We start from the raw sequence: 23,476 nt of genomic DNA on the forward strand, positions 1-23,476 counted from the left end.
ATGAAAAACAGAAAAAGAATTCTGGCAATCATTCTTACATTTTCAATGATTCTATCTATGACATCATTTGGTTTACCCGCAAAGGCAATAGCCTCGTCTGCTCCTGACTCATTCTCCAAAGGAGCAGATATTAGCTGGTTGCCACAATTAGAGGCTTTAGGGTATAAATTTTATAATGATCATGGGAAAGAACAGGATCTTCTACAGATTTTAAAGGAGCATGGAATTGATTCCATAAGAATTAGGGCATGGGTTGATCCCTCAGATGACCCTTCCAATGGTCATAACAGTACAGAAGAAGTAGTTGCATTAGCCTCTCGTGTAAGCGCTCTCGGTTTTAGGGTTATGATTGATTTGCACTACAGTGATACTTGGGCTGACCCTGGAAAACAGATCACTCCTGCAGCATGGGCTAACGATGATTTAGAACAATTAAAAGTACATGTATCGGAATATACCTCTGAGGTGATGAATGCACTAAAAGAAGCAGGTGTAACACCAGAATGGGTACAAATAGGAAATGAAATTAATAATGGAATGATGCATCCGTTGGGGAGTTACAGCAATACGTCCAACCTCGTTCAACTGATTCAAGCCGGATCAAGCGCAGCGAAAGCGGTTTTTCCAGGAATCAAGGTTATTATCCATAGAGCAAATGGAGCTGAAGCGGGTGTCGATTCCTTTTTTGCCGGTCTCGTAGATGCCGGTCTCAAAGATAGCGATTACGATATCATAGGCTTGTCCTATTATCCGGATTCAGTCTTTACATCCTCAATTAATGAATTAAGCGAAAACATGAATAAATTGGAAGAGAAATATGGGAAGGAAGTTATGATCGTTGAAGTCGGGGGGGACGTTTCCAAGGATGTCGATAGCGTGTATAACATGCTTGTAGCCGTTCAAAATAAACTGCATAACGTTCCAAACCATATGGGAACCGGTATATTTTACTGGGAACCTACAGGAATCATGTTTGACTATCCCTTATCCGCATGGAATATAGATGGCACATCGACATTCGCTATGGATGCATTCATTGATGGTGCTGCAGAAATCAACCGTAATCCGGTTGTATCGGTGGCTCTTGATAAACATACGGCTAATATTGAAGTTGGTGGGACGGATAAATTATCAGCAATCATCGACCCTACGAATGCAACCTATAAAGGAGTAATATTTACCAGTTCTAAGCCAGAAGTTGTCAAAGTAGACCGTTATAGTGGGACTATTTCCGGAATTTCCACTGGAACTGCAACCGTATCAGTTGTTACCTATGATGGAGGATTTACTGCCTCAAGCGAAGTTACCGTAGTACCCAGTACAAGTTTGATACAGAACCCTGGTTTTGAGGACGGATTGAATTCGTGGAGCATCTCAGCGGATGAAAGCGCGGTTAGCACCGATATTGACGTGCATTCCGGTACATTGGCATTACACTACTATAGTGCGACCCCTGCTGAATTTAGGGCTTCTCAAACCATCACAGGGCTGGAAAATGGAACATATTCATTATCGGCCTGGGTCTCCGGCGGTGGTGGTGAAGAAGTTTCGGAGATTTTTGCCGGCAGCAAAGCTCAGAGCTTTACCAATACAGGCTGGAAACAATGGAGCAAGCCTACTCTGGATAATATTGAAGTCACGGATGGAACGCTAACCGTAGGTGCCCATTATAAACTTTCTGGCGGGCAGTGGGGGAATATTGACGATTTTGAGCTGATCAAGAAAGATAACACCCGATTGGCAGATTTAAAAGTGAATAATGCTACGGTTCCTGGATTTGATCCAAACCTTCAGCAATATAATGTGGTTCTGCCGTATGGTACGACTACCATACCTTTAATTGCGGCAACAACAGCAGACGGCGGAGTGGCAGTGATTACACAAGCAACTGCTTTACCTGGCAGCGCAAAGGTTGTTGTAACGGGAGAGGGTACAAGAACGTATACCATTCATTTCACTGTGGACCCGAACCCTGTTATGAATTCCAGCTTTGAAAATGTCAATGGAGATGGTACTCCTGAAGGTTGGACCATTCCTGATTCTACGCCTTTAGCATCGAATTCTGCTTATAAAGGTGCAAAGTCACTTGGATTTTGGAAGGAAGCGGCATATACCTTTGAAGCATTTCAGACGATTACCGGCTTGACGAATGGAACCTACACTTTGTCGGCTTGGTCGCAGGGTGCTGGCGAAGAAATGAAGAATCAGTTATACGCAGTTAGTGGTGATCAGACCCAATTAATTTCCAGCTTTGCGAATAAGGGTTGGAATGTATGGAACAAAGCAGCTATAGAAAATATTAAGGTCATTGACGGAACGTTGAGAATAGGGGTTTCTCTGGATGCGAAGCCTGGTGACTGGGGTTCCTATGACGATTTTGTTCTGGTTAAAACCAGTGACTCCCCAGTTACGCCAGTTCCCCCAACTAGCGGAGGTACCGGCAATAATCCTTCTGGCAGCGGTACCGGGGGAATTAGTACTCCAAAAACGGAGCCTGTTAGCACTCCAAAAACAGAGCCTAGTACTCTTATCACTGGCAATACTACGTTTTATACCGTGATGGTCAAGGCAACAAAGGATATGGCAACAAATGTAGCCACTGCCAAGCTTGATTCGAGCATGATCACCGACATGGTCCAAAAGGTCAAAGAGTCTGAAGCTGCTGGACAAAAAGTAGTGATCGATATCAAGATTGATGCTGCAGCAAATGAAAAGTCTGTAAGTTTAGTAATTCCGATGGAGGCTCTCAAACCGTTAGTCGACACGGCCAAAGCTGATCTAAGAGTGGATGCAGGCATTGCTGTGATCACCTTTGATCCAAAAGCAGCAGCTGCCATTGGTGGTAGTACAGCAGCGGATAGCAGAATAAGCATCAAGAAGCTTGCAAAATCCGACTTGCCAGAAAATGTTCAGAACAAAATAGGGGACAGACCGGTGTTTGATTTCTCTGTAAAAGCAGGTAATGCTGAAATTACAGAATTCAATGGCGGAAAGTTAAAGATTAGCGTGCCTTACACTCCATTGACGAGTGAAAAGAAGAATGCCATTGTTGTATATTACATCGACAAAGCAGGAAACCTCAAACCGGTTAAGGGAGGTTATGATGCGGCAACAGGAAAGGTGAACTTTCAGACAACCCATTTCTCAAATTATGCTGTGGGATATAACGAAGTGACATTCAATGATGTTAACTTGGAGAACTGGTATAGCGATGCGGTTGGCTATTTGGCGGCAAGAGGAATTGCGAATGGCGTCGGAGAGAGTACATTTGCACCTGAGAAAAATGTGACGCGGGCAGACTTCCTGATGATGGTCATGAATGCTTACGGAATCGAGATAGATACCGCAATAACCGATAATTTCTTGGATGCAGGGAATAAGTACTATACCGGGTACTTGGGCACTGCACGTAAATTAGGGTTCATTTCTGGTGTGGACGGCAATAAATTTATGCCGGAAGCAACGATAAGCCGACAAGATATGTCTGTTATTCTGTACAACATTCTGAAGCAGCTGGATGAGCTGCCTACAGGTAAAAATGTTAAGGGCTATGAAAGCTTTGTTGATACAGCTGCTGTAGCCGGCTATGCAAAAGATGCGATGAAGTTATTAGTGGAGGCGGGATGGATCACAGGAAATGGTAATGAGTTAAATCCTAAGGCCTCTGCTAACCGAGCGCAAATTGCACAGATAGTATACAATTCTATTAAATAACGATATGAATTCAATTTCTAATAGCGGTACAAAACTCTGCTTTTTTACGAATAGATAGTCGTGGTTGGGTTCCAGTGACTGAACCCAATAAAATCATTTTTAAAACTGAAACTGTGGATGAGGATTTAATAGAAGCTCAAAAGAAGTCAGCAGAACGGCAGAGCATTCTAAATCGGTTTTCAGCTCTGTACATGGTCTTGCTCGAATGTAAGTTGGGGGAATTATTAAATCAACTGCGGTTCTTATAAGAGCTGGAGTGGTCGCCGATTTTATTTCTGTGTATTTTTTAATCCTCACATTTTTTTGCTTGTGTTATTAGCCATTTTCAGGTGCTGAAACAGCCTCTACTGAGAAGGTTTCTTCAATGTGATCTCGTTTGATTAACATATTGTAGCCGGCATCGGCAATGATATTAGGATCAGTATCCATTCCGAATTTGTTTATTTTAGTATTCCTGAGGTAGGATTGTATAAAATGATTAACATGATTGAAACCAACAAAACTTGAAACATCAGTAACAGACAAGCTTGTTGTGTTCAATAGATCTAAACTCCGATTGATACGATAATCAATAAGGTAGCGGTAGGGTGTTGTATGGACAATCTTGCGGAAGCATCTACTGCATTCTGCAACACTGATGTTGGCCGATTTTGCTAAGGCATATTTGAGTGCAGTTAAATAAAAATCATGATCGAAATTGTTATCGTTAGGATATTTTTTTAGAGGGTGGAACGTGAAACGCTTAAGGCAGAAAGAGCAATCTGCCTTAAGCGTTTTGTATTAACGCGCGTTTATTTTGGAGGTGAATTAACAGGAGGGTTAGTTACTCGCACAGAGTCTCGATATATGATTTTACCTTGAACAAGAATACGTCCGTTGCGGCGATTTGGGTTGGCTACTTTATCTATAATTGATTTTACTGCTGTAAGGGCCATTTCCTGAATATCAACCTCTACCGTAGTAAGCTGTGGATTGGCAAACGTTGCATAAATATCGTTATCAAATCCAACCACAGAGAAATCCTGAGGAATACTGTACCCCATACTGGTCAGTCTTTCGCACAAATTATAGGCAACCTGGTCACAGTTGCAGACAAATGCGGAGGGCATCTTCTCAGGGAGCTGAATATCAATAAATTTTCCACGTTCATCACGGTCATTTAGCAACAATCGCTCATCATAAGCTAACCCATGCTCAAGCAAGGATTTATAGTATCCCAGATAACGGTCTTGTATGCTGCTGGTCGAATGAATATTGCCGACATAAGCGATTTCCCGGTGACCGCATTGTACCAAATAGTTTGTAATTTCATAGGCTCCATAAAAATTGTCCGAAATGATTGAATCGATATCAGCATGCTCATCGTAGAAATCCAGAAATATCTTAGGGAGTTCCATTTTTTTAACAGTTTCAATATATTTTTTGTCAAACTGTCCGAGAATGATGATGCCATCGACTTTCTTCTCGCTATAAATTCGAGGAAAGTTTAGTTGCTCTTCATCCTCATTGCTTAGAATATTTAATATACCAAAATATCCGTAATGGTCTAAATGAATTGCAATTTGCTGGTACATACGAAGATAGAAGGAGTCGCTAACTCCAGTGAACCGGTAAGGAATCATAACGCCTATATTATATGATAGCCCATCTTTAATTGACTTTGCTGCGGAATTAAATCGATAGCCCATTTCACTGGCAACCTTTTTGATTTTAATCTTTAAGTTTTCACTAACTCCTTCTTTATTGCTAAGAGCTTTAGATACCGTTACGCTACTGACTCCTACTTTATCAGCGATATCTTTCATTGTAATGTTGCCTCGCATTTGCCTTATTCACCATCCTGATTTACTTTATCAAAAATCAGTTTTGAAAAATTGATCATATTTAAGTATACATTTATCCCATCCAAATAAAAAGACTAATTAAATACAGTTATTCAAAGTAATTATTAAGTAATTAATTAAGATAATTATAAACAAAATAAAAGTTTAATGCAAATAATTATTGACTAGAAAACGTATTCAATATAGAATCTGTTTGTAGTTTATCGATAACCTAATTTTTAGATTGAGAGGGGTTAAGGAATGAGAAAGAACAAGATGTTTTTTGGATTTATGGCGTTAATGCTCGTAGGAACAATGATGGCAGGTTGTACTTCAAACAAGAATACGTCCAGCACGAATACGGGTGCTAATACCGGAAGCAATGGAGAAGCAACAGAACAAACCGGAAAGCCCTCTGGTGAGATCACTGTAATCACCCAAAGAACAGATATTGTGGATACAGTGTTCAAAGAATACGCTGCTGAATTCAACAAGATTTATCCTGATGTGAAGGTGAAATTTCAGGCCTTGTCCGACTTTGAAGGACAAATCTCAGTTCGTATGAACTCCGATGACTATGGTGACGTTTTGCTGTTCCCGACAAGTATTCCGATTAAAGATGCTGCAGACTTTTTTGAACCGCTTGGCGATTATTCCGATCTGAGCAAGGAATACATCGGTATTGAGGAAAGAACGGTAGGAGGAAAGGTATACGGTATTCCCACTGCGGTTAACTTCACAGGTATTTTGTATAACAAGAAAGTGTTTGAAAATGCAGGCGTGACTACTACCCCTAAAACACCGGATGAGTTCTTGAATGCATTGAAAGCGATTAAAGCAAAAGACAACTCGGTTGTTCCTTTGTACACCAACTATGCTGATTCCTGGCCTTTGACTCAGTGGGAGGGTGGACTTACGACGGTTGCAGGCAGTGTGGATTATGTAAATGTGGAGCAGCCAAATACGGATGAAAACTTTGTTCCGGGTAAACCACATTATGATTTGTACAAAGTAATGTATGACGCTGCCAAAGAAGGCTTGATCGAAGCTGACCCAACAACAACGAACTGGGAAGCTTCCAAGAATGACATGGCTAATGGAAAAATCGGTGCTATGGTGCTTGGTTCGTGGGCAATCGTTCAAGTTCAAGGGTTAGCTGAAAATCCTGATGATATTGCCTACATGCCGTTCCCTACAAACGCATCTGAAGTAATTTTGCCTTTGGCTGGCGACTATAATCTTGCAATTAGCAAACACAGTAAAAATAAAGAAGCGGCTAGAGCATGGCTCGATTGGTTCATTAAAGAATCCGGTTACCCGACCGAACAAGTCGGCGGTATGAGTCCAGTTGTCGGCGCGGAGCTTCCCGCCTCTTTAAAGCAATTTGAAGGCACTGACATTAAGTTTGAATTGCCGAGTCCTGCCAAGGAGGGGCAAGAAGGTCTGGTCGACAAGATCGACAAAGAGGGTGAAGTCGGCCTCAGACAGCCTGAATTCAAGAAACGTATTATCGAAGCGGCAATTGGTAATACAAACGAATCCTATGATGAAATTATGAAGGATTTGAACGATGCATGGGTGAAGGCACGTGCAAAAGTAGCTCAATAATAGGCGACTTTTTATATCTAGTTGAGGTTAGATGAATATGGATAGGGGAACGTATGACTTAGTACGTTTCCCTTACATTGTTCATTCGCGTTGGCGTGAAATTGTATACAGCTAGATTTATTGGAGGTATGAGTGGTGTTTAAAAATTTAAGCTATAAAGCACAGCGGAAAATTATTATTATTTCCTTTTCCCTGATTCCGGTCGTTTTATTGTTCACCCTTGCTTATTTGCCCGTATTCAATATGTTCAAGTACAGCTTTACCAACTGGAATGGCTATAGCAAAAGCTTTGATTATGTGGGCTTTGATAATTATAAAACCATATTTACGGATTCCAAGTATTTTTCCGTTTTCAAAGTCAGCTTGTATTACTTTGCTGCATCGTTTGTGCAGATGGCGATCGCCCTGTATTTTGCAACCATTCTGAGCTTTAATGTAAAATTCAAAAACTTCTTTAAGGGTGTTCTGTTTTTTCCTTATCTATTAAATGGTGTAGCCATCGGCTTTATCTTCCTGTTCTTCTTCAGACCTGACGGTACGCTTGATACCATCTTGCGCGCTGTAGGGTTGGGAGACTTTATTCAAGGATGGTTGCTTAATCCTAAAATCATAAACGTTTCTTTGGCAGGTGCTGCTATATGGAGATACATGGGCTTTAACTTTATTATATTCCTGGGTGCAATTTCCTCGATCGGCAAGGATATTTATGAAGCTGCAGAAATAGACGGTGCTAATCGATGGCATCAATTCAGACATATTATTCTTCCGAGCATCAAGCAAATTGTTCAATTGAACCTGATTCTTGCGATAAGTGGTGCGATTAGTGCTTTTGACATTCCATATATTATGACCGGTGGTTCTAACGGTAGTAATACATTCGTTATCCAGACTGTAACAACAGCGTTCAAGTATAACAAATTGGGTCTAGCTTCTGCCATGGCAGTCGTTCTCCTCTTTATCGTTATTATCGCCACATTGCTGCAACGGTTGTTGATCAAGGAGGAGAAATAATTCATGTATAGACTAAAGTATGCCGCAGGCGGCCTAGTTAAATATGTATCCCTGCTTTTCGGAGCGTTTGTAGCTCTTGTGCCTATCGTGGTTGTATTTTTTGCTTCATTTAAAATGAATAAGGAATACAGCAGCACAAGCCCTTTGACCCCACCGGAAAATTGGCTGAATTTCGCCAACTATTCCAAAGCACTTGTTAACGGAAAAATGCTGCTTGGCTTCGGAAACACCATCATCATCCTTGTTGTTTCAATTGTTGGCGCTACCTTGATCGGCTCGATGATCGCTTATGTTCTGAACCGCTTTGAATTTCGCGGCAACAAGCTTTTAATGGGGGCATTTTTGCTGGCTACCCTGATTCCAAGTGTAACGACGCAAGTAGCTACTTTTCGTATCATCAACTTTTTCCATTTAGTGGATACCAGATTTGCGCCAATTTTGCTCTATTTGGGAACGGATATTATTGCCGTTTACATTTTCCTTCAATTTTTGAATTCCATATCAGAGTCTTTAGACGAATCGGCAATGCTGGACGGGGCATCCTACTTCACTATTTTCTGGAGGATCATTCTTCCGCTGCTGGCTCCGGCGATCGTTACGGTTATCATCATCAAGGGTGTTGGCGTCTACAACGACTTCTATACCCCGTTCCTGTATATGCCAAGTGAGAACTTGCAGGTACTGTCTACTGCATTGTTCAAGTTTAAAGGTCCATACGGTTCGCAATGGGAAGTTATTTGTGCCGGAATTATGATTACCATTGTTCCGATTCTGGTTATTTTTCTTTCACTGCAAAAATACATTTACAACGGCTTTGCACAAGGATCAGTTAAATAAAACATTATAAATAGTTAGAAGGAGATCATTACAAATGACAACTGTGAAAATTATTGGAGAAAACCTTAAGAATATTCCTTGGCAAGACAAACCGGAGGGGGCTGTTGGCCCTGTCTGGAGACATAGCGAGAACCCTGTTGTTAAGAGAAATCCGGCTAAAGGAATCGCAAGAATATTTAATAGCGCTGTAGTAGCGTATGAAGGGTCTTTTCTTGGCGTTTTTCGTGCCGAGACGATCAATGGACGTCCGCATTTGCACTTAGGTAAAAGTGAGGATGGGTACAACTGGGAAATCGAAGAAGAGCGTATTGAGTTTATTGACGAAGAAGGAAAGCCATTCCAACCTAACTATGCTTATGACCCGAGGTTGTTAAAGGTTGAGAATGCTTATTATATTATTTGGTGCACTGATTTCTATGGCGCATCGATAGGGATGGCCAAGACAACGGATTTTAAAACATTTGTTCGATTAGAAAATCCGTTTCTTCCATTTAACCGTAATGGCGTGCTGTTTCCGAAGAAAATTAACAACAATTATGTGATGCTATCTCGTCCAAGTGACAGCGGACATACTCCGTTTGGCGATGTGTTTCTGAGTGAAAGCCCTGATCTCGTATATTGGGGCAAGCATCGTCATGTAATGACTAAGGGTGGGCAAGGCTGGTGGCAGGCAGTCAAAATTGGCGGAGGACCAGCTCCAATTGAAACCTCTGAAGGTTGGCTGATGTTCTATCATGGTGTAACGGGTACTTGTAACGGTCTTATTTATAGTATGGGAGCTGTTATCCTTGACCGTGATGAGCCGTCCAGAGTGAAATACCGTTCAAGCACATATGTGCTTACACCGGAAGAATGGTACGAAGAGCGCGGGTTTGTGCCGAATGTGGTGTTCCCTTGTGCGACATTGCAGGATGCCGAAAGTGGAAAAATTGCTATCTATTATGGAGCTGCAGACACCTATGTAGGGGTTGCCTATACCACAGTTAAGGAAATTGTGGATTACGTGAAAGCGACCCATGAAGATATAGCAGATGATGCAGAGATTGGAAAAATGTAACTCTTCAATTGAACAAGAACGAGAACGGATTAGATCAAATATGATGTAATCCGTTTCAATATTAAGGAGGAAGAGATCATGGGAAAGGACATGATATTGGAGCAGCTTAATTATTGTTTTTGCAGGAACTCTATTATTTACGATGTCGCTAGGGTTATTTTCCTATCAAATATCAAAACAACTATTCAGAATAATGCTAGATTCACGAATCAACATACCATCTCTCAAACAGCTGACATACTTGAATTAGTTCTGAAGCGTTATGAGGATTCACTCCAGTAGTCATTGTCCAATCGCGATATTCAGGACATGGTCCGACATATTATTTCCGAGCGGCTTACTCCAAATTGCTTCGGTTGCAGTTGATCTGGCTCAGGAAGCTGAACGTGGAAATTCACTAATGGAAGATATTATTGTGGAAATGGGGCAGGTTGTTGGCACCAATCAGGCAAAGGATACAACGCTGTTAGCTGAACAGAAGACGAATATGCTGATAGATAATGTGATCCGTCTTCAGCAGACAGACTTATCGGTAATTAAGGTGTGGGAAGTGATGCAGAACGTAACTAGACAGACGAATAATTACAATTGAAATGAACGACACGGTCAATACAATATCTGAAGTGAGTCCCTTGTATGCGCGTCTGATTAAGGTAGTACAGGATACGAATCAAATTTTCCAGTCTGTGCAGGATAAAGCTTGTTGAGCTGTTAATCGAATTGGAAAACGAGTCAACCAAATTGAAAGAGAAGCTGGCTATGTTCACGACCTAATGTGTGCTGGCCCGGCTTTCACTTGAAGGGAGGTGATGTTCAGGCAGTCATTATTATTCATTATGATGGTAACCGGACGACTAACATCTTGATTATGGAGGGGTAAAATGAGATCGGTAAGAAAGGGTATGATTATTTTTCTGATCATGATTCTGTTATTCACAACATTCGTTCAAGGCACAGTGACTGCTGATTCCTTGTCGGGAACTTCTTCCGCGGGTTCTGTTAATCAGACGTCACAATCACAGCATTGGGCTCAGTCCAGCATCGACAAGTGGACTCGTCTTGGCGTGGTGAAGGGGTACGAGGATGGTACCTTTCATCCCAATCAGCAGGTAACAAGAGCAGAGCTCGCAACGATGATCAATCGGATTTTCGGGTATACTCAGGCTTCCGGGCAATCATTTACCGATGTGCCCAAGGATGCTTGGTACAGCAACGCGCTATCCATAGCCAAAGAAGCTGGATACTATGAAGGTTTCCCTGGAAATCTGGCCAAGGCAACTACATCTGTGTCCAGACAGGATGCAGTAACGCTAATTGTGAAAGCGTTTTATTTGAAGTCCCAGGTAGATGGAGCATCCAAATCTTATTCTGACTATGATGCTATTCGCCCATATGCACGAGAAGCCATCGCTGCTCTAAGTGATGTTTTGAAGGGGTATCCCGACGGTTCATTTAAACCGGATAAATCCATTTCCAGAGCAGAGGTGGTCAAGGTATTTGACTCGTTAGTTTCGGAGTTGTACTCCTCTGCAGGTACCTATAATGGTGGAAAAATCAATAATCATGCCGTTATCAGTGCAGATGGAGTAACGCTTAAGGATTCAGATATTTCAGGCAATCTGTATCTATCTGCCGGGATCGGAAACGGTGATGCAACACTGGAGAAATCGCAAATCAAGGGCATAACTTATGTAGCCGGTGGCGGCGAGAACTCTATTCATATGAATCAGACCACTGTAGGAGATCTTGTAGTTCAGCGTCCTGACGGCAAGGTTCGTATCGTGTTTTCAAAGAAATCGAACGCTGGGAATATTATAGTGAATTCTCCGGCGATTCTAGCCTTCGATAGCGACTCCTCAGTGAATCATTTGACCATTAACAGCGGTGGGGCTGGAACAATCATTGAGGGAGCAGGTACAATTTCTGAAATAACCGTTTTAGCTGATGGTGTGACGGTTAACGGACAAATGCTCACCAAAAACACCAGCTATGTTCTTAAACAAGGCAAGCTTGAGGTTGTAGGCACTAAAACAAATACGACAGGAACGACGGGGAATGGAACTAGTGGTTCCGGCAATCCAGTCGACCCAGTCAATCCAGAGAATAAAACGATTGATTTGGTGGATGTGAATGCTACTGCGGAGACCGGATCGTTGTTCCAATACCTGAATGAAGTTCGGGGAACTCAGGTATTGTTTGGACATCAGCATGATACGACAGAGGGTTTATCTATTACAGCCAAGGATGGTACCCAATCCGATGTGCTAAATGCGGTCGGCGATTTACCGGGAGTGTTCGGCTGGGACACGCTAAGCCTGGAGGGGAAAGAAAAGCCGGGTGTAGGGCTGAACAACAAACAGCAGAATAGGGATAATTTAGTCGCTGTGATGAAGAAGGCGTATGAGGAAGGCGGCGTAGTGACTTTAAGCGCTCATATGCCGAATTTCGTCACCGGAGGCAGCTTCAATGATACTAAAGGCAAGGTTGTATCCAGCATTCTTCCAGGCGGAGAAAAGCATGAGGAGTACAACCAGTTCCTGGATTTGATTGCGGATTTCGCCAACAATCTGAAGGATGATGACAACAAACAGATTCCAGTCATCTTCCGCCCGTTCCATGAGCAAAACGGAGGCTGGTTCTGGTGGGGAGCCCCATACAGAACCAAGGAGCAGTACATTGAGTTATATCGATACACCGTAGAGTATCTGCGTGATGTCAAGGGCGTTAACAACTTCCTGTATGCCTACTCGCCGAACAGTTCGTTCAACAATTCGGAAGCTACCTATATGGAGACTTATCCTGGAGACGAATATGTGGATATCCTTGGCTTTGACTCTTACTATAATGGTAATTCGGAAGGCTGGTTCGGAGGCGTTTTGCAGGATGCCAAGCTGGTCTCCAGACTGGCTGATTCCAAAGGCAAGGTAGCGGCCTTGACGGAATTTGGTTACTCCAATTTGCGGCCGTCCGGAACCAACGATCTTCACTTTTTTACCAAACTGCTGGATGCTTTAAAATCCGATCCGGATGCCAAGAAAATGGCTTATATGATGACCTGGGCCAATTTCAGTACTGATAACTTCTTCGTTCCTTACAAGAACGGGCTGAACGGACTTGGGGATCATGAGCTGCTGCCGGATTTGGTGAATTACTACAATGATCCGTATACTTCCTTTAACAAAGAAGTGAAGACTGACAACATTTACACGAAGGATGTGGAGGCGTCCAAAAAGAATCCTTATCTGCATATCGCAACACCAACCAATAATGAAACAGTTCTTATTGAAAGCGCTTCACTCATTAGGGCACGCGTGTTGCATCAGAATACTGAGAAAGTAGTCTATCTGATCGGCAGTGATTCTGTTGAACATCCGATGACGATTGACAACAGTGGATTCTATTATTTGGCTTCATGGACGCCGGGTGCTGCACTTTCCGGGCTGAGCACGACCATTACAGTCAAATCGTATGCAAAGGACGGCAGCGTCATTAAGCAAACGATTCAAGTATATGTTAATGATACGCTGCCAAATTCAAACACCTTGGTAGTGGATACGTTTGAGAATTACAATGGCAATAATGAACTGCTTGACAATGCATACAGTCCCGGAGGTGACTTGAGCACAATTTCTCTCGACACGGAACACAAGAATAGCGGTCAGTACGGCCTGAAATTCGCTTACAACGTAGGGGTTCAAGGATATACCGGACAAATGAAGAATATGGACAATGTCAACTGGTCCGAAGCAAACCAGCTGAAATTCTGGTATGAGCCGGACGGAAGCAACCAAAAGCTGGTTGTTCAAATCAAGATGAGCGGCATTTCCTTCGAGGCCTATCCATCCTTGGCCGGACAGACGGCAGGTGAGATTGCGATTCCGTTCAGTGAGTTCAAGCCTGCTCCTTGGGATACCGCCAATGCGGGCCAAGTGATTACAAAGAAGTACCTGAAGGATGTCCAAACGTTCTCAATATTTGTGAACAAGAGTTCATCGGTGGCTGCTACAACTGGTACCTTGTACTTTGATGACATCCAGGCGTTCAATGACGGAACAGGCGGAGTTCCCGATGGCGGTACGGCTGCAGGGCCTCAGCTTCTGTATGGATTTGAAACGGATACTGAGGGATGGACCATTGAGTCAAACACTGCAAGTGCAGAGCCGGTGACTGTAACCTCTGAGGCTTCTACAGAAGGCGCTCAGGCACTTCGCGTTGCCTTTTCTCTTGCTGGAACTGAGTTCGAATTGACGAAAAATGTGACATTGGATTTGAGCGCTGTTGATACGCTAAGCGCAAAGGTAAAGCTTTCGAATGGAACAGCGAAGGCTCGTCTGTATATCAAGACGGGTTCCAATTGGACCTGGACAGACAGCGGACCGTTCGATGTGGACTCCACTGCATTTACCACCTTGTCGCTGCCTCTTGCCGGAATTTCCGATTTAAGTCAGGTGAGGGTCATAGGCGTGAAGTTTGACAGCTTTAGCGGATCGGGCAATACTGCGGCTTATCTCGATGAGGTACGAATTTCGACTGATAGCGTCATTCCCGAGAATCCGAATACAATCAAATTTGAGGCGGAGAGCGGCACTTTAAACGGAGGAGTAACTGTATCCACTGAAAGTGGCGGGTTTTCCGGTACAGGCTATGTAACAGGCTTTAAGACTTCCGGGGACACTTTGCAGATTCCAGTCAATCTGGAGCGTGCCGGGACGTATATGCTTGCCATCCACTACAAAACAATAGGCGGAAGTAAAGTAAATACGGTCAAATTGAACGGTACAACCCTTGCCAATTACACCTTCGCTGAAGCGGGTGTCTGGAAAGACGCTGTACTGGGACAATATGATTTTAAAGCGGGCGCCAATACGATCGAGATTGCGACTAGCTGGGGCTGGATGGATATCGACTATATTCAACTGACTGGCGGGGGAGGACCAGTGACCTCTGTGAATCTGAAGTCATCAGGAGCTTCGGGTGCGGTTGACATCCCGGTAACGCTTTATGCGCTCGCAGACAATTCGGCGGAATACCGCTTCCTGGCAAGAAAGGCAGGCGGCGAATGGGAGTATGTGAACAACTACAGCAAAAACTATTCCTATGTATGGGCGGCCCCTGGTTCAGGCGAATACGAATTGAAAGCATATGCGCGGCAAATTGGCTCCACAGCCGAATTCGATGCCGAGAGTGCGATTCTGGATTACACCGCACTGCCTGATTACACTGGCAAGCCACTTGTGAATCCGATATTCAGCAGCCAAATGGTTTTGCAGCGAGACAAGGAAGTGTCGATCTGGGGCTGGGCGGAGCCTGGAACTGAGATAAGCGTCAAGCTTGATGCAACGGCCTTCACGGGAACTGCCGATGCTAACGGGAATTGGAATGTACCGATTGGAGTCAATCAAACAGGCGATTCTCATACGATCACCGTGACAGGTGCGGGGCAGACAGTTACACTTACTGATGTTCTCTTCGGTGATGTATATCTGACATCCGGGCAGTCGAATATGGCATTTCCGATGTCCCAGGTTACCAATGCGGCAACGGAAATCAGTAATGCGAATAACCCGAACATCCGTTTCTTTACCGTTCCGCAGCTGACCAGCCGGTACCCGGTTTCCATGGTTACAAGCGAGAAGAAATGGCAGGTGGCTTCGCCGGAAACAGTACCTGGGCTTACAGCAGTAGGTTATTTCTACGCGAAGAAGCTGACAGAGGAAACAGGCGTTCCAGTCGGAATTATTTTCTCTGCGGTAGGCGGAACAAAGATCGAGAACTGGACCAGCTATGAAACGCTCGAATCCATGCCTTCTTTGGCTCAGGCTGCTTTGGACATCAAGAGCGGAGCGGCGAACATAGATACAGCAACATCTCCAACAGCACTTTATAACGGGATGATTGCGCCGGTAGCCCCTTATACGTTGAAGGGCGTACTGTGGTATCAGGGCTCGGCTAATTGGGGCGAGGCTCGTTATTACAAAGCGCTTCCTACGTTGATCAAGGATTGGCGTCAAACTTTTGGTGATGATCAATTACCGTTTACAATTGTTCAGCTTGCGGCATTCGGTACACTTCAAAGCGTTGACAATCCAGCACAACCCGATACCAACCTCGGTCAGCCGATCGTTCGGGATGCGCAGCTTCAGACAGTGCTGAACGATCCGCTTACGAGTCTGGTTGTAACGACAGATGTGGGTACGCCGGGAGATATTCATCCAACCAATAAGCGAGACGTTGGCGAACGCGCCGCAATTAGTGCGTTGGGCAAAATCTATAATAAACCTATAGAATACTCCGGGCCTATCTATCAATCTATGGAGAAATCAGGAAACAAACTGATTCTTTCCTTTGATCATGCCGGATCGGGATTAATGGCAGGAGTAAAGGTGGATTTGGTGCCGGTAACGGAAGATACGAACGGGCTTAAAGGCTTCGCGATTGCAGGTGCAGACGGCGTCTATCACTGGGCGGATGCACAAATCGTTGGCGACACGGTGGTCGTTTCTTCAGAGCAGGTCAGTGCCCCTGTTACAGTGAAATACAACTGGAATGATTCGCCAATAGGAAATCTATATAATAAAGATGGTTTGCCTGCTTCTCCTTTCAGAACCGACAATGTGTCGTATTTGTCCGTATTTGGCGGAAGCGGCTCCGGGTTCCATACACCTGGCGAAGCGGTAACCATCAAGGCACCTTCCAAGGCAGGCAAGAAATTCGACAAATGGGTTGGGGACATCGGGGCGATTGCGGACCCTCTTTCCTCCAACACGACTCTTGTCATGCCAAATGAGCATTTCACGGAAGTGGGAGCTACGTATGCAGATAGTTCGGAACAGCCGGACAGCATTATGGCATATGCCAAGGATGCAGTCTTGACGGGCGCCGGAGCAAGTTTCAGTAAAACTCCTGTCAGCCCTGACACTGAATATGCAGGAGATGGATATATCTGGTTTAGTGGGGACGGAACGGCCGATTTCACACTAAATATTCCGAGCAACGGTGAGTATGAATTGAGTTTTGGCTACTATATTCCAAACGGTTCGAAACATACATCTGTAAGTATTAATGGAGGTGCGTCCTCGGATATTACGATTCCGGATACCCAAGGTAAAGTGGCCGGGTTCTCACTGGGCAAGCAACAGCTAACGGCTGGTGCAAATGTTGTCAGCTTCGCCAAGGGCTGGGGATATTACGGAATTGAATATGTGAAGGCCGTTGCCGTTACCGAGACAGTTCCAAACAACACGATAGAGGCCGAAAGCGGTATCCTAACCGGGACAACAACAGTTGCGACTTCAATCGGCGGATATTCAGGGGACGGGTACGTAGCCTTCAAAAACGACGGTTCCATTACTCTCACATATGACGCCAAAGCTGCGGGGAATTATGATTTGGTACTAGGATACAGCTCACCTTATGGCGACAAGAAGACCCAACTGACCATCAACAGTGGAGCAGCAGTAGAGTTAAACCTTGCTTCTTCAGGCTTCTTCACAGAGAGTGAAGCGATTCCTGTCAATCTGGTTCAAGGTTCAAATACGATTCTGATCAATAGTGGCTGGGGCTATTACAACCTCGATTACATCAGACTGACCCCTTCCGTTGTTGTTGAGAATCCGAATATCATCAAATTTGAGGCGGAGAGCGGTACGTTAAATGGAGGAGTAACCGTGTCCACAGAAAGTGGCGGGTTTTCCGGTACAGGCTATGTAACAGGCTTCAAAACTTCCGGGGATACTTTGCAGATTCCGGTCAATCTGGAGCGTGCCGGGACGTATATGCTTGCTATCCACTACAAAACAGCAGGTGGAAGTAAAGTAAATCCGGTCAGCCTGAACGGTACGAGAATTGCTAATTATAACTTTGCCGAAACGAGCATCTGGAAGGATGCCATATTGGGGCAATATGACTTCACAGCGGGCGCTAATACCATCGATATTGGAACCGCTTGGGGTTGGATGGATATTGACTATATTCAACTGACTGGCGGGGGAGGGTCTGTGACCTCTGTAAATCTGAATTCAGCAGCAGGAGCTTCAGGTGCGGTTGACACTCCAGTAACGCTATATGCGCTTGCTAACAATTCGGCAGAATATCGCTTCCTGGCAAGAAAGGCAGGCGGTGAATGGGAGTATGTGAACAACTATAGTAAAAACTATTCCTATTCATGGAAAGTGCCTGAACAAGGCGAATATGAATTGAAAGCCTATGCTCGGCAAATTGGCTCCACAGCTGAATTCGATGCCGAGAGTGCGATTCTGAAATACACCGCCCTGCCTGATTATACTAGCAAGCCACTCGTGAATCCGATGTTCAGCAGCCATATGGTTTTGCAACGAGATAAGGATGTGGCGATCTGGGGCTGGGCGGATCCTGGAACTGGGATAAGCGTCAAGCTTGATAATACTACTTTCTCGGGAATTGCCGATTCAAATGGAAATTGGAAAGTATCGATAGGAGTAAACCAAACAGGCGCACCTCATACGATAACTGTGACGGGCGCGGGGAAGAACGCTACATTTACCGATGTTCTCTTCGGCGATGTGTATCTAACATCCGGGCAGTCAAATATGGCGTTTCCGATGTCCAAGGTTACCAACTCAGCAACGGAAATCAGTAATGCGAATAACCCGAACATCCGTTTCTTTACCGTTCCGCAGTTGACCAGCCGGTCTCCGGTCTCAATGGTTACAAGCCAGAAGCAATGGCAGGTTGCATCGCCGGATACGGTACCTGGGCTTACAGCAGTGGGTTATTTCTTCGCGAAGAAATTGACGGAGGAAACGGGTGTTCCAGTCGGAATTATTTTTTCTGCGGTAGGTGGAACAAAGATCGAGAACTGGACCAGCTGTGAAACGCTCGAAACCATGCCTTCTTTGGCTCAGGCTGCTCTGGACATCAAGAGCGGAGCAGCGAACATAGATACGGCAACATCGCCAACAGTTCTTTATAACGGGATGATTGCACCAGTAGCCCCGTATAAGCTGAAGGGTGTGCTATGGTATCAAGGTTCAGCCAATTGGGGTGAGTATCGTTATTACAATGCTCTTCCTGCGTTGATCAAGAATTGGCGTCAAACCTTTGATGATGAGCAATTGCCGTTTACAATTCTTCAGCTTGCAGCATACGGTGCACTTCAAAGCATTGACAATCCTGCACAACTCGAAAACAATCCCGGTGAGACGGTCATTCGGGATGCTCAGCTTCAGACGGTGCTGAACGATCCGCTTACGAGTCTGGTTGTGACGACAGATGTAGGTACGCCGGAAGACATTCACCCAACCAATAAACAAGATGTTGGCGAACGCGCCGCAATTAGTGTGTTGGGCAAATTCTATAATAAATCGATAGAATACTCCGGGCCTATCTATCGTTCGGTAGAGAAGTCAGGAAATAAACTGATTCTTTCCTTTGATCATACCGGATCGGGATTAATGGCAGGAGTTAAGGTGGATTTGGTTCCGGTAACGGAAGATTTGAACGGGCTTAAAGGCTTCGCGATTGCAGGTGCAGACGGCGTCTATCACTGGGCGGATGCACAAATCGTCGGCGACACGGTGGTCGTTTCTTCGGAGCAGGTCAGTGACCCCGTTACAGTGAAATACAACTGGAATGACTCGCCAATAGGAAATCTATACAATAAAGATGGTTTGCCGGCCTCTCCTTTCAGAACCGACAAGGTATATTATTTGTCCGTATTTGGCGGAAGTGGCTCCGGGCCCCTTACACCTGGCGAAGCGGTAACCATCAAGTCACCTACCAAGGTGGGCAAGAAATTCGACAAATGGATCGGGGATATCGGGGCAATTGCAAACCCTTTTGCCTCCAGCACGACTCTTGTTATGCCAAATAAGTATTTCACGGAAGTGGCGTCCACGTTTGTAGAGGATGATGGGCAGACGGACAGCTTAATGGCATATGCTAAGGATGCAATCCTGAACGGAGCAAGCTTCAAAAAAGTCCCTACCAGCCCTGACACCGAATATTCGGGAGATGGCTATGTCTGGTTTGGCGGAACAGACGGAACTGCCGATTTCACACTGACTGTTCCGAGCGACGGTGAGTACGAACTGAGTTTTGGTTACTATAATCCATACGTCGTAAATAAAAAAACATCTGTAAGCATAAATGGAGGTGCGTACTCGGATATTACGATTCCGAATAACGAAGGCAAAGTGGCTGAGTATTCACTGGGCAAGCTACAGCTGGTGGCTGGCGCTAATGTGATCAGCTTCGCCAAGGGCTGGGGGTATTACGGAATTGAATATGTGAAGGCGGTTGCCGTTACCAAGACAGTTCCGAACAACACGATAGAGGCCGAAAGCGGCACCTTAACCGGAACAGCAGCGGTTGCGACTTCTGTCGGCGGTTATTCAGGGGACGGATACGTAGCCTTCAAAAGCGATGGTTCCATTACTCTCAATTATGATGCCGAAACAGCGGGGAATTATGATCTGGTACTAGGATACAGCTCACCGAATGGCGACAAGAAGACCCAACTGGTTATTAACGGTGGAGCCGCAGTAAATGTAGACCTCGCTTCTTCAAGCTCATTTACAGATAGAGAAGCGATTCCTGTCAGTCTGGTTCAAGGTTTAAATACCATATTGATCAATAGCGGCTGGGGCTACTACAACATCGATTACGTTAAACTGACTCCTTCCGAGGAGGTTGTAGAACCATCGTTCCCTTCTTTGGTCTACGGATTTGAAGATCAGACATTACAGGGCTTTGCTTTAAATACTGCCAGCAATAATCAGTATAATACAGCCTTGGCTACTAATCTTTCGGTTACGAACGCTGTGTACGCACAGGGCAACTATTCAATTAAGGCAGATTTCAGCTTGGTTGCCGGCGGCGGATTGTTTCAAATCCGCCACGTAGGTCAAACCGATTTGTCCGGCGCTTCGACAATTACGGCTAAAGTGAAAATCGTACCTAGTGACGAGGGGACATCATTGGCTGGCGTAAGAGTCCATTTGTTTGCACAAAGCGGAGAGTCTTGGCAGGGCTGGACGATCTCAGATCCGTTTACAACTCAATCTGCAGTAGATGAAAATGGATTTATGACCGTTTCGCTGGATATTAGTAGCCTAACAACTTTAAATTTCATGAAAGCATTTGGACTTCAGGTCAGGACACTTTCCGGTCCAACTGGTCAAGCAACAATTTATGTGGATGAAATAACAATAAAGTAAATCTACTAGCACGAAACCCTCGGGTTCATTTCGAGGCCGCTGAAAAAGGTTAAGTTTGGACTTATGAAATGCCCAAAAATAAATAAAGGCGAAATTCCATTCAATTATGAATGAGAATTCGCCTTTATTTTATAGATTACTTCTTGTTTTCTACTTCAATAGTGTCATTATTCTTTTGAGATTTACTGCAACTATGGCCATTGCCCCTTGCATGTGCATGCCAACAAGACCTCGTCCACTCTGCCTTGATCCGCCATGGTCTGATCGACAATCCGTATTTTAGCCATAACGACCTGCAATGCCGATGGGTAGAGGAGAAGAGGTGGTACCGCACCTTTGATTATGTCAAGGGCGACGCAGAGTGCTTGGTTCAGGTTTACGGTTACTTTTTGGTCAACCAGATCCATAATAAAGGGTATCATGCAGTTATTTACCGATGCGCTGGGTAGCTACAGAAGGAGGGGCATTCAGTGAAATCATGCTTATTTCGATGGAATGACTTAAGATTAAGGTATAAATTAATGGTTGTATATTTTGCTGTCGTTTTTATCCCGGTCATGCTGACTAATTCCGCTTTCTATTGGAAAACTGCCGAGAGTGTGCAGAGGCAAAAGACCGCTGATTACCATTTGTCCTTGGAAAAGAATAAGGAAACCTTTCAAAAAATGATTGAAGGATTGATTGGTTACTCCTCTGCACTGTATAGCGATGTTTCCTTATACAATTCACTGGACACCTCATATACCGATGAGGATGCCATGCTTCAGGCCTACAACACCGTCATCAACCCTGCATTAAACCGCTTCGTGCCTATCGAAAAACAACTATATAACGCCTATGTGTATACGAATAACCCTACCTTGATTTCAGCAGGGGTGTTGAAACCACTGTTGAAGGACAAGGATCTGGAGGTATTGTACGAGGAACTGAAGAACGATCAAGCTCCCGGCAAGCTGTTGGTGTACACGAATCCCTCTGTATGTGAGGACCAGACCATTTCCCCGACGAAAGGTGCGTGTGGACAGCTTTACCTTAGCATTATCCGCAAATTGGATTTCTATAAAGGGTATAGCAATTACGATAAGCTGCTCAAAATTGACATCATACCGCAGTTTTTAGAGAATACCTTGCAAGACAATTCAAGTTCAAGGCTTGTATATTTGTTGAACCCGGAGGAAATCGTGGTTTTTTCGTCGGGGGGCAAAGCTGTTGGGGAAGTGTTAGGGGAGCAAAAGACTGATCATACTATGGTGTTGTCCAGAAACTTTGATAACGTGAGCTTTTTGAAAGGCTGGAAGATGGTCGGAGTTTACCCTGATAATCAGGCTTTGCAAGCAGTATTAAAATCCCAGTCGTTTATCTTGTATCTTACGATCGTGAATTTTTTGTTTCCAAGTGTTTTTATTTTTCAGTTCTCCCGCTCATTGAATACAAGAATTGGACTTTTGCTGAAGCAGATTAAACGAGTGAAAAACCAGAGGTTTGAGCCTCTCCCCATAAAGCCCTCTACCGATGAAATCGGCCAGCTAACAGAAGAATTCAATCGGATGACCGTGCAAATCAGCAGGCTGATTCAGGATGTGTACTTGGCGGAGCTTGATCGCAAGCAGGCTCAGTTTAATGCGCTGCAAAGCCAAATCAATCCACATTTCCTGTTCAATACGTTGGAATCCATTCGCATGAATTGCGTGAGCAACGGAGAATTGAAAACGGCTTCAATCATCCGCAGGCTGGCAAAAGGCTTTAGAAGGTCTATCGAGTGGGGGAATGACCGGATTCCGTTGAGGGAAGAGATGGATTTTGTCTCTGATTTTTTGGAGATTCAGAAATTTCGCTTCGAGCAGCGGTTTAGCTACCAGTTGTCCATGGATGATTCTGCATTGAATATTCTGATCCCAAAGCTGAGCATCCTGCCGCTAGTGGAGAATGCCTGTATTCATGGAATCGAGAACAGCGGAAAAACGGGTCTCATTCAGGTATCTGCGCATATTCATGATGGCGTGCTTGTGATTGAGGTAACCGATAACGGACTGGGCATGGATGAAGAGGACATGGAAAATCTGAGGGATTTTATGGAAAAAGGTGTCAATTATGGGCGCCATGTTGGTCTGAAAAATGTCCATGATCGACTAAAATGGCACTTCGGATTAGCAGCCGTTTTAAATATTGATTCTAAAGCAGGTGAAGGAACATCCGTCAAGATTTATGTTCCTGTTAGCGAGGAGTGAGAT

At 44.4% G+C, this 23,476-nt stretch carries 10 protein-coding genes and 1 pseudogene; 9 read left to right on the forward strand and 2 right to left on the reverse strand.

Features of this window, described 5'->3' with window-relative positions; translation table 11 throughout:
• Nucleotides 1-3,714 (forward strand): glycosyl hydrolase 53 family protein, encoded by a 3,714-nt coding sequence (locus H70357_RS34805; RefSeq protein ID WP_063848041.1) that lies wholly within the window; start codon nucleotides 1-3, stop codon nucleotides 3,712-3,714.
• Between the two features lie 315 nt (nucleotides 3,715-4,029).
• On the opposite strand, the pseudogene H70357_RS12770 reads toward H70357_RS34805, so the two are convergent.
• Together H70357_RS12770 and H70357_RS12775 are read right to left on the reverse strand one after the other, a co-directional pair.
• Nucleotides 4,030-4,359 (reverse strand): annotated as a pseudogene (locus H70357_RS12770) (helix-turn-helix transcriptional regulator); the annotation flags it as partial.
• A 146-nt stretch (nucleotides 4,360-4,505) separates the two neighbouring features.
• Nucleotides 4,506-5,537: a substrate-binding domain-containing protein gene (locus H70357_RS12775; protein WP_038589779.1), complete on the reverse strand. Its 1,032-nt coding sequence runs from the start codon at nucleotides 5,535-5,537 to the stop codon at nucleotides 4,506-4,508.
• A 261-nt stretch (nucleotides 5,538-5,798) separates the two neighbouring features.
• Here H70357_RS12775 and H70357_RS12780 point away from each other — a divergent pair, with 261 nt between their 5' ends.
• From H70357_RS12780 to H70357_RS12820, 8 genes are all read left to right on the forward strand, one after another.
• Nucleotides 5,799-7,145 carry an extracellular solute-binding protein gene (locus H70357_RS12780; RefSeq protein ID WP_038589782.1) on the forward strand — a complete coding sequence of 449 codons (1,347 nt, stop codon included), beginning with the start codon at nucleotides 5,799-5,801 and terminating at the stop codon, nucleotides 7,143-7,145.
• A 135-nt stretch (nucleotides 7,146-7,280) separates the two neighbouring features.
• Nucleotides 7,281-8,156, forward strand: a complete 876-nt coding sequence (locus tag H70357_RS12785) for a carbohydrate ABC transporter permease (RefSeq protein ID WP_038589785.1) — start codon at nucleotides 7,281-7,283, stop codon at nucleotides 8,154-8,156.
• Between the two features lie 3 nt (nucleotides 8,157-8,159).
• Nucleotides 8,160-8,993 (forward strand): carbohydrate ABC transporter permease, encoded by an 834-nt coding sequence (locus tag H70357_RS12790; RefSeq protein WP_038589788.1) that lies wholly within the window; start codon nucleotides 8,160-8,162, stop codon nucleotides 8,991-8,993.
• A 34-nt stretch (nucleotides 8,994-9,027) separates the two neighbouring features.
• Nucleotides 9,028-10,050 (forward strand): glycoside hydrolase family 130 protein, encoded by a 1,023-nt coding sequence (locus tag H70357_RS12795; protein WP_038589791.1) that lies wholly within the window; start codon nucleotides 9,028-9,030, stop codon nucleotides 10,048-10,050.
• Between the two features lie 400 nt (nucleotides 10,051-10,450).
• Nucleotides 10,451-10,642 (forward strand): hypothetical protein, encoded by a 192-nt coding sequence (locus tag H70357_RS12805; RefSeq protein WP_038589796.1) that lies wholly within the window; start codon nucleotides 10,451-10,453, stop codon nucleotides 10,640-10,642.
• Nucleotides 10,643-10,931: 289 nt separating this feature from the next.
• The gene (locus H70357_RS35860; protein ID WP_052091998.1) at nucleotides 10,932-21,245 is read left to right on the forward strand and encodes a CBM35 domain-containing protein; all 10,314 of its coding nucleotides are present in this window, start codon (nucleotides 10,932-10,934) and stop codon (nucleotides 21,243-21,245) included.
• 245 nt (nucleotides 21,246-21,490) lie between these two features.
• Complete coding sequence (locus H70357_RS37120) at nucleotides 21,491-21,694, forward strand: hypothetical protein (RefSeq protein WP_379144876.1); 204 nt, start codon at nucleotides 21,491-21,493, stop codon at nucleotides 21,692-21,694.
• A gap of 21 nt (nucleotides 21,695-21,715) precedes the next feature.
• Nucleotides 21,716-23,473, forward strand: coding sequence for a sensor histidine kinase (locus H70357_RS12820; RefSeq protein WP_156130862.1), 1,758 nt, complete (start codon nucleotides 21,716-21,718; stop codon nucleotides 23,471-23,473).
• Nucleotides 23,474-23,476 lie beyond the last annotated feature (3 nt).

Origin of the sequence: Paenibacillus sp. FSL H7-0357 (assembly GCF_000758525.1) — a bacterium.
GTDB lineage: Bacteria > Bacillota > Bacilli > Paenibacillales > Paenibacillaceae > Paenibacillus_AQ.

What these genes read in the sequence shown, in the direction of transcription:
- H70357_RS12780 (WP_038589782.1), top strand. Translation starts at nt 5,799, where the DNA reads ATGAGAAAGAACAAGATGTTTTTTGGATTTATGGCGTTAATGCTCGTA.
- H70357_RS34805 (WP_063848041.1), top strand. Translation starts at nt 1, where the DNA reads ATGAAAAACAGAAAAAGAATTCTGGCAATCATTCTTACATTTTCAATG.
- H70357_RS35860 (WP_052091998.1), top strand. Translation starts at nt 10,932, where the DNA reads ATGAGATCGGTAAGAAAGGGTATGATTATTTTTCTGATCATGATTCTG.
- H70357_RS12775 (WP_038589779.1), bottom strand. Translation starts at nt 5,537, where the DNA reads ATGCGAGGCAACATTACAATGAAAGATATCGCTGATAAAGTAGGAGTC.
- H70357_RS12805 (WP_038589796.1), top strand. Translation starts at nt 10,451, where the DNA reads ATGGAAGATATTATTGTGGAAATGGGGCAGGTTGTTGGCACCAATCAG.
- H70357_RS12790 (WP_038589788.1), top strand. Translation starts at nt 8,160, where the DNA reads ATGTATAGACTAAAGTATGCCGCAGGCGGCCTAGTTAAATATGTATCC.
- H70357_RS12795 (WP_038589791.1), top strand. Translation starts at nt 9,028, where the DNA reads ATGACAACTGTGAAAATTATTGGAGAAAACCTTAAGAATATTCCTTGG.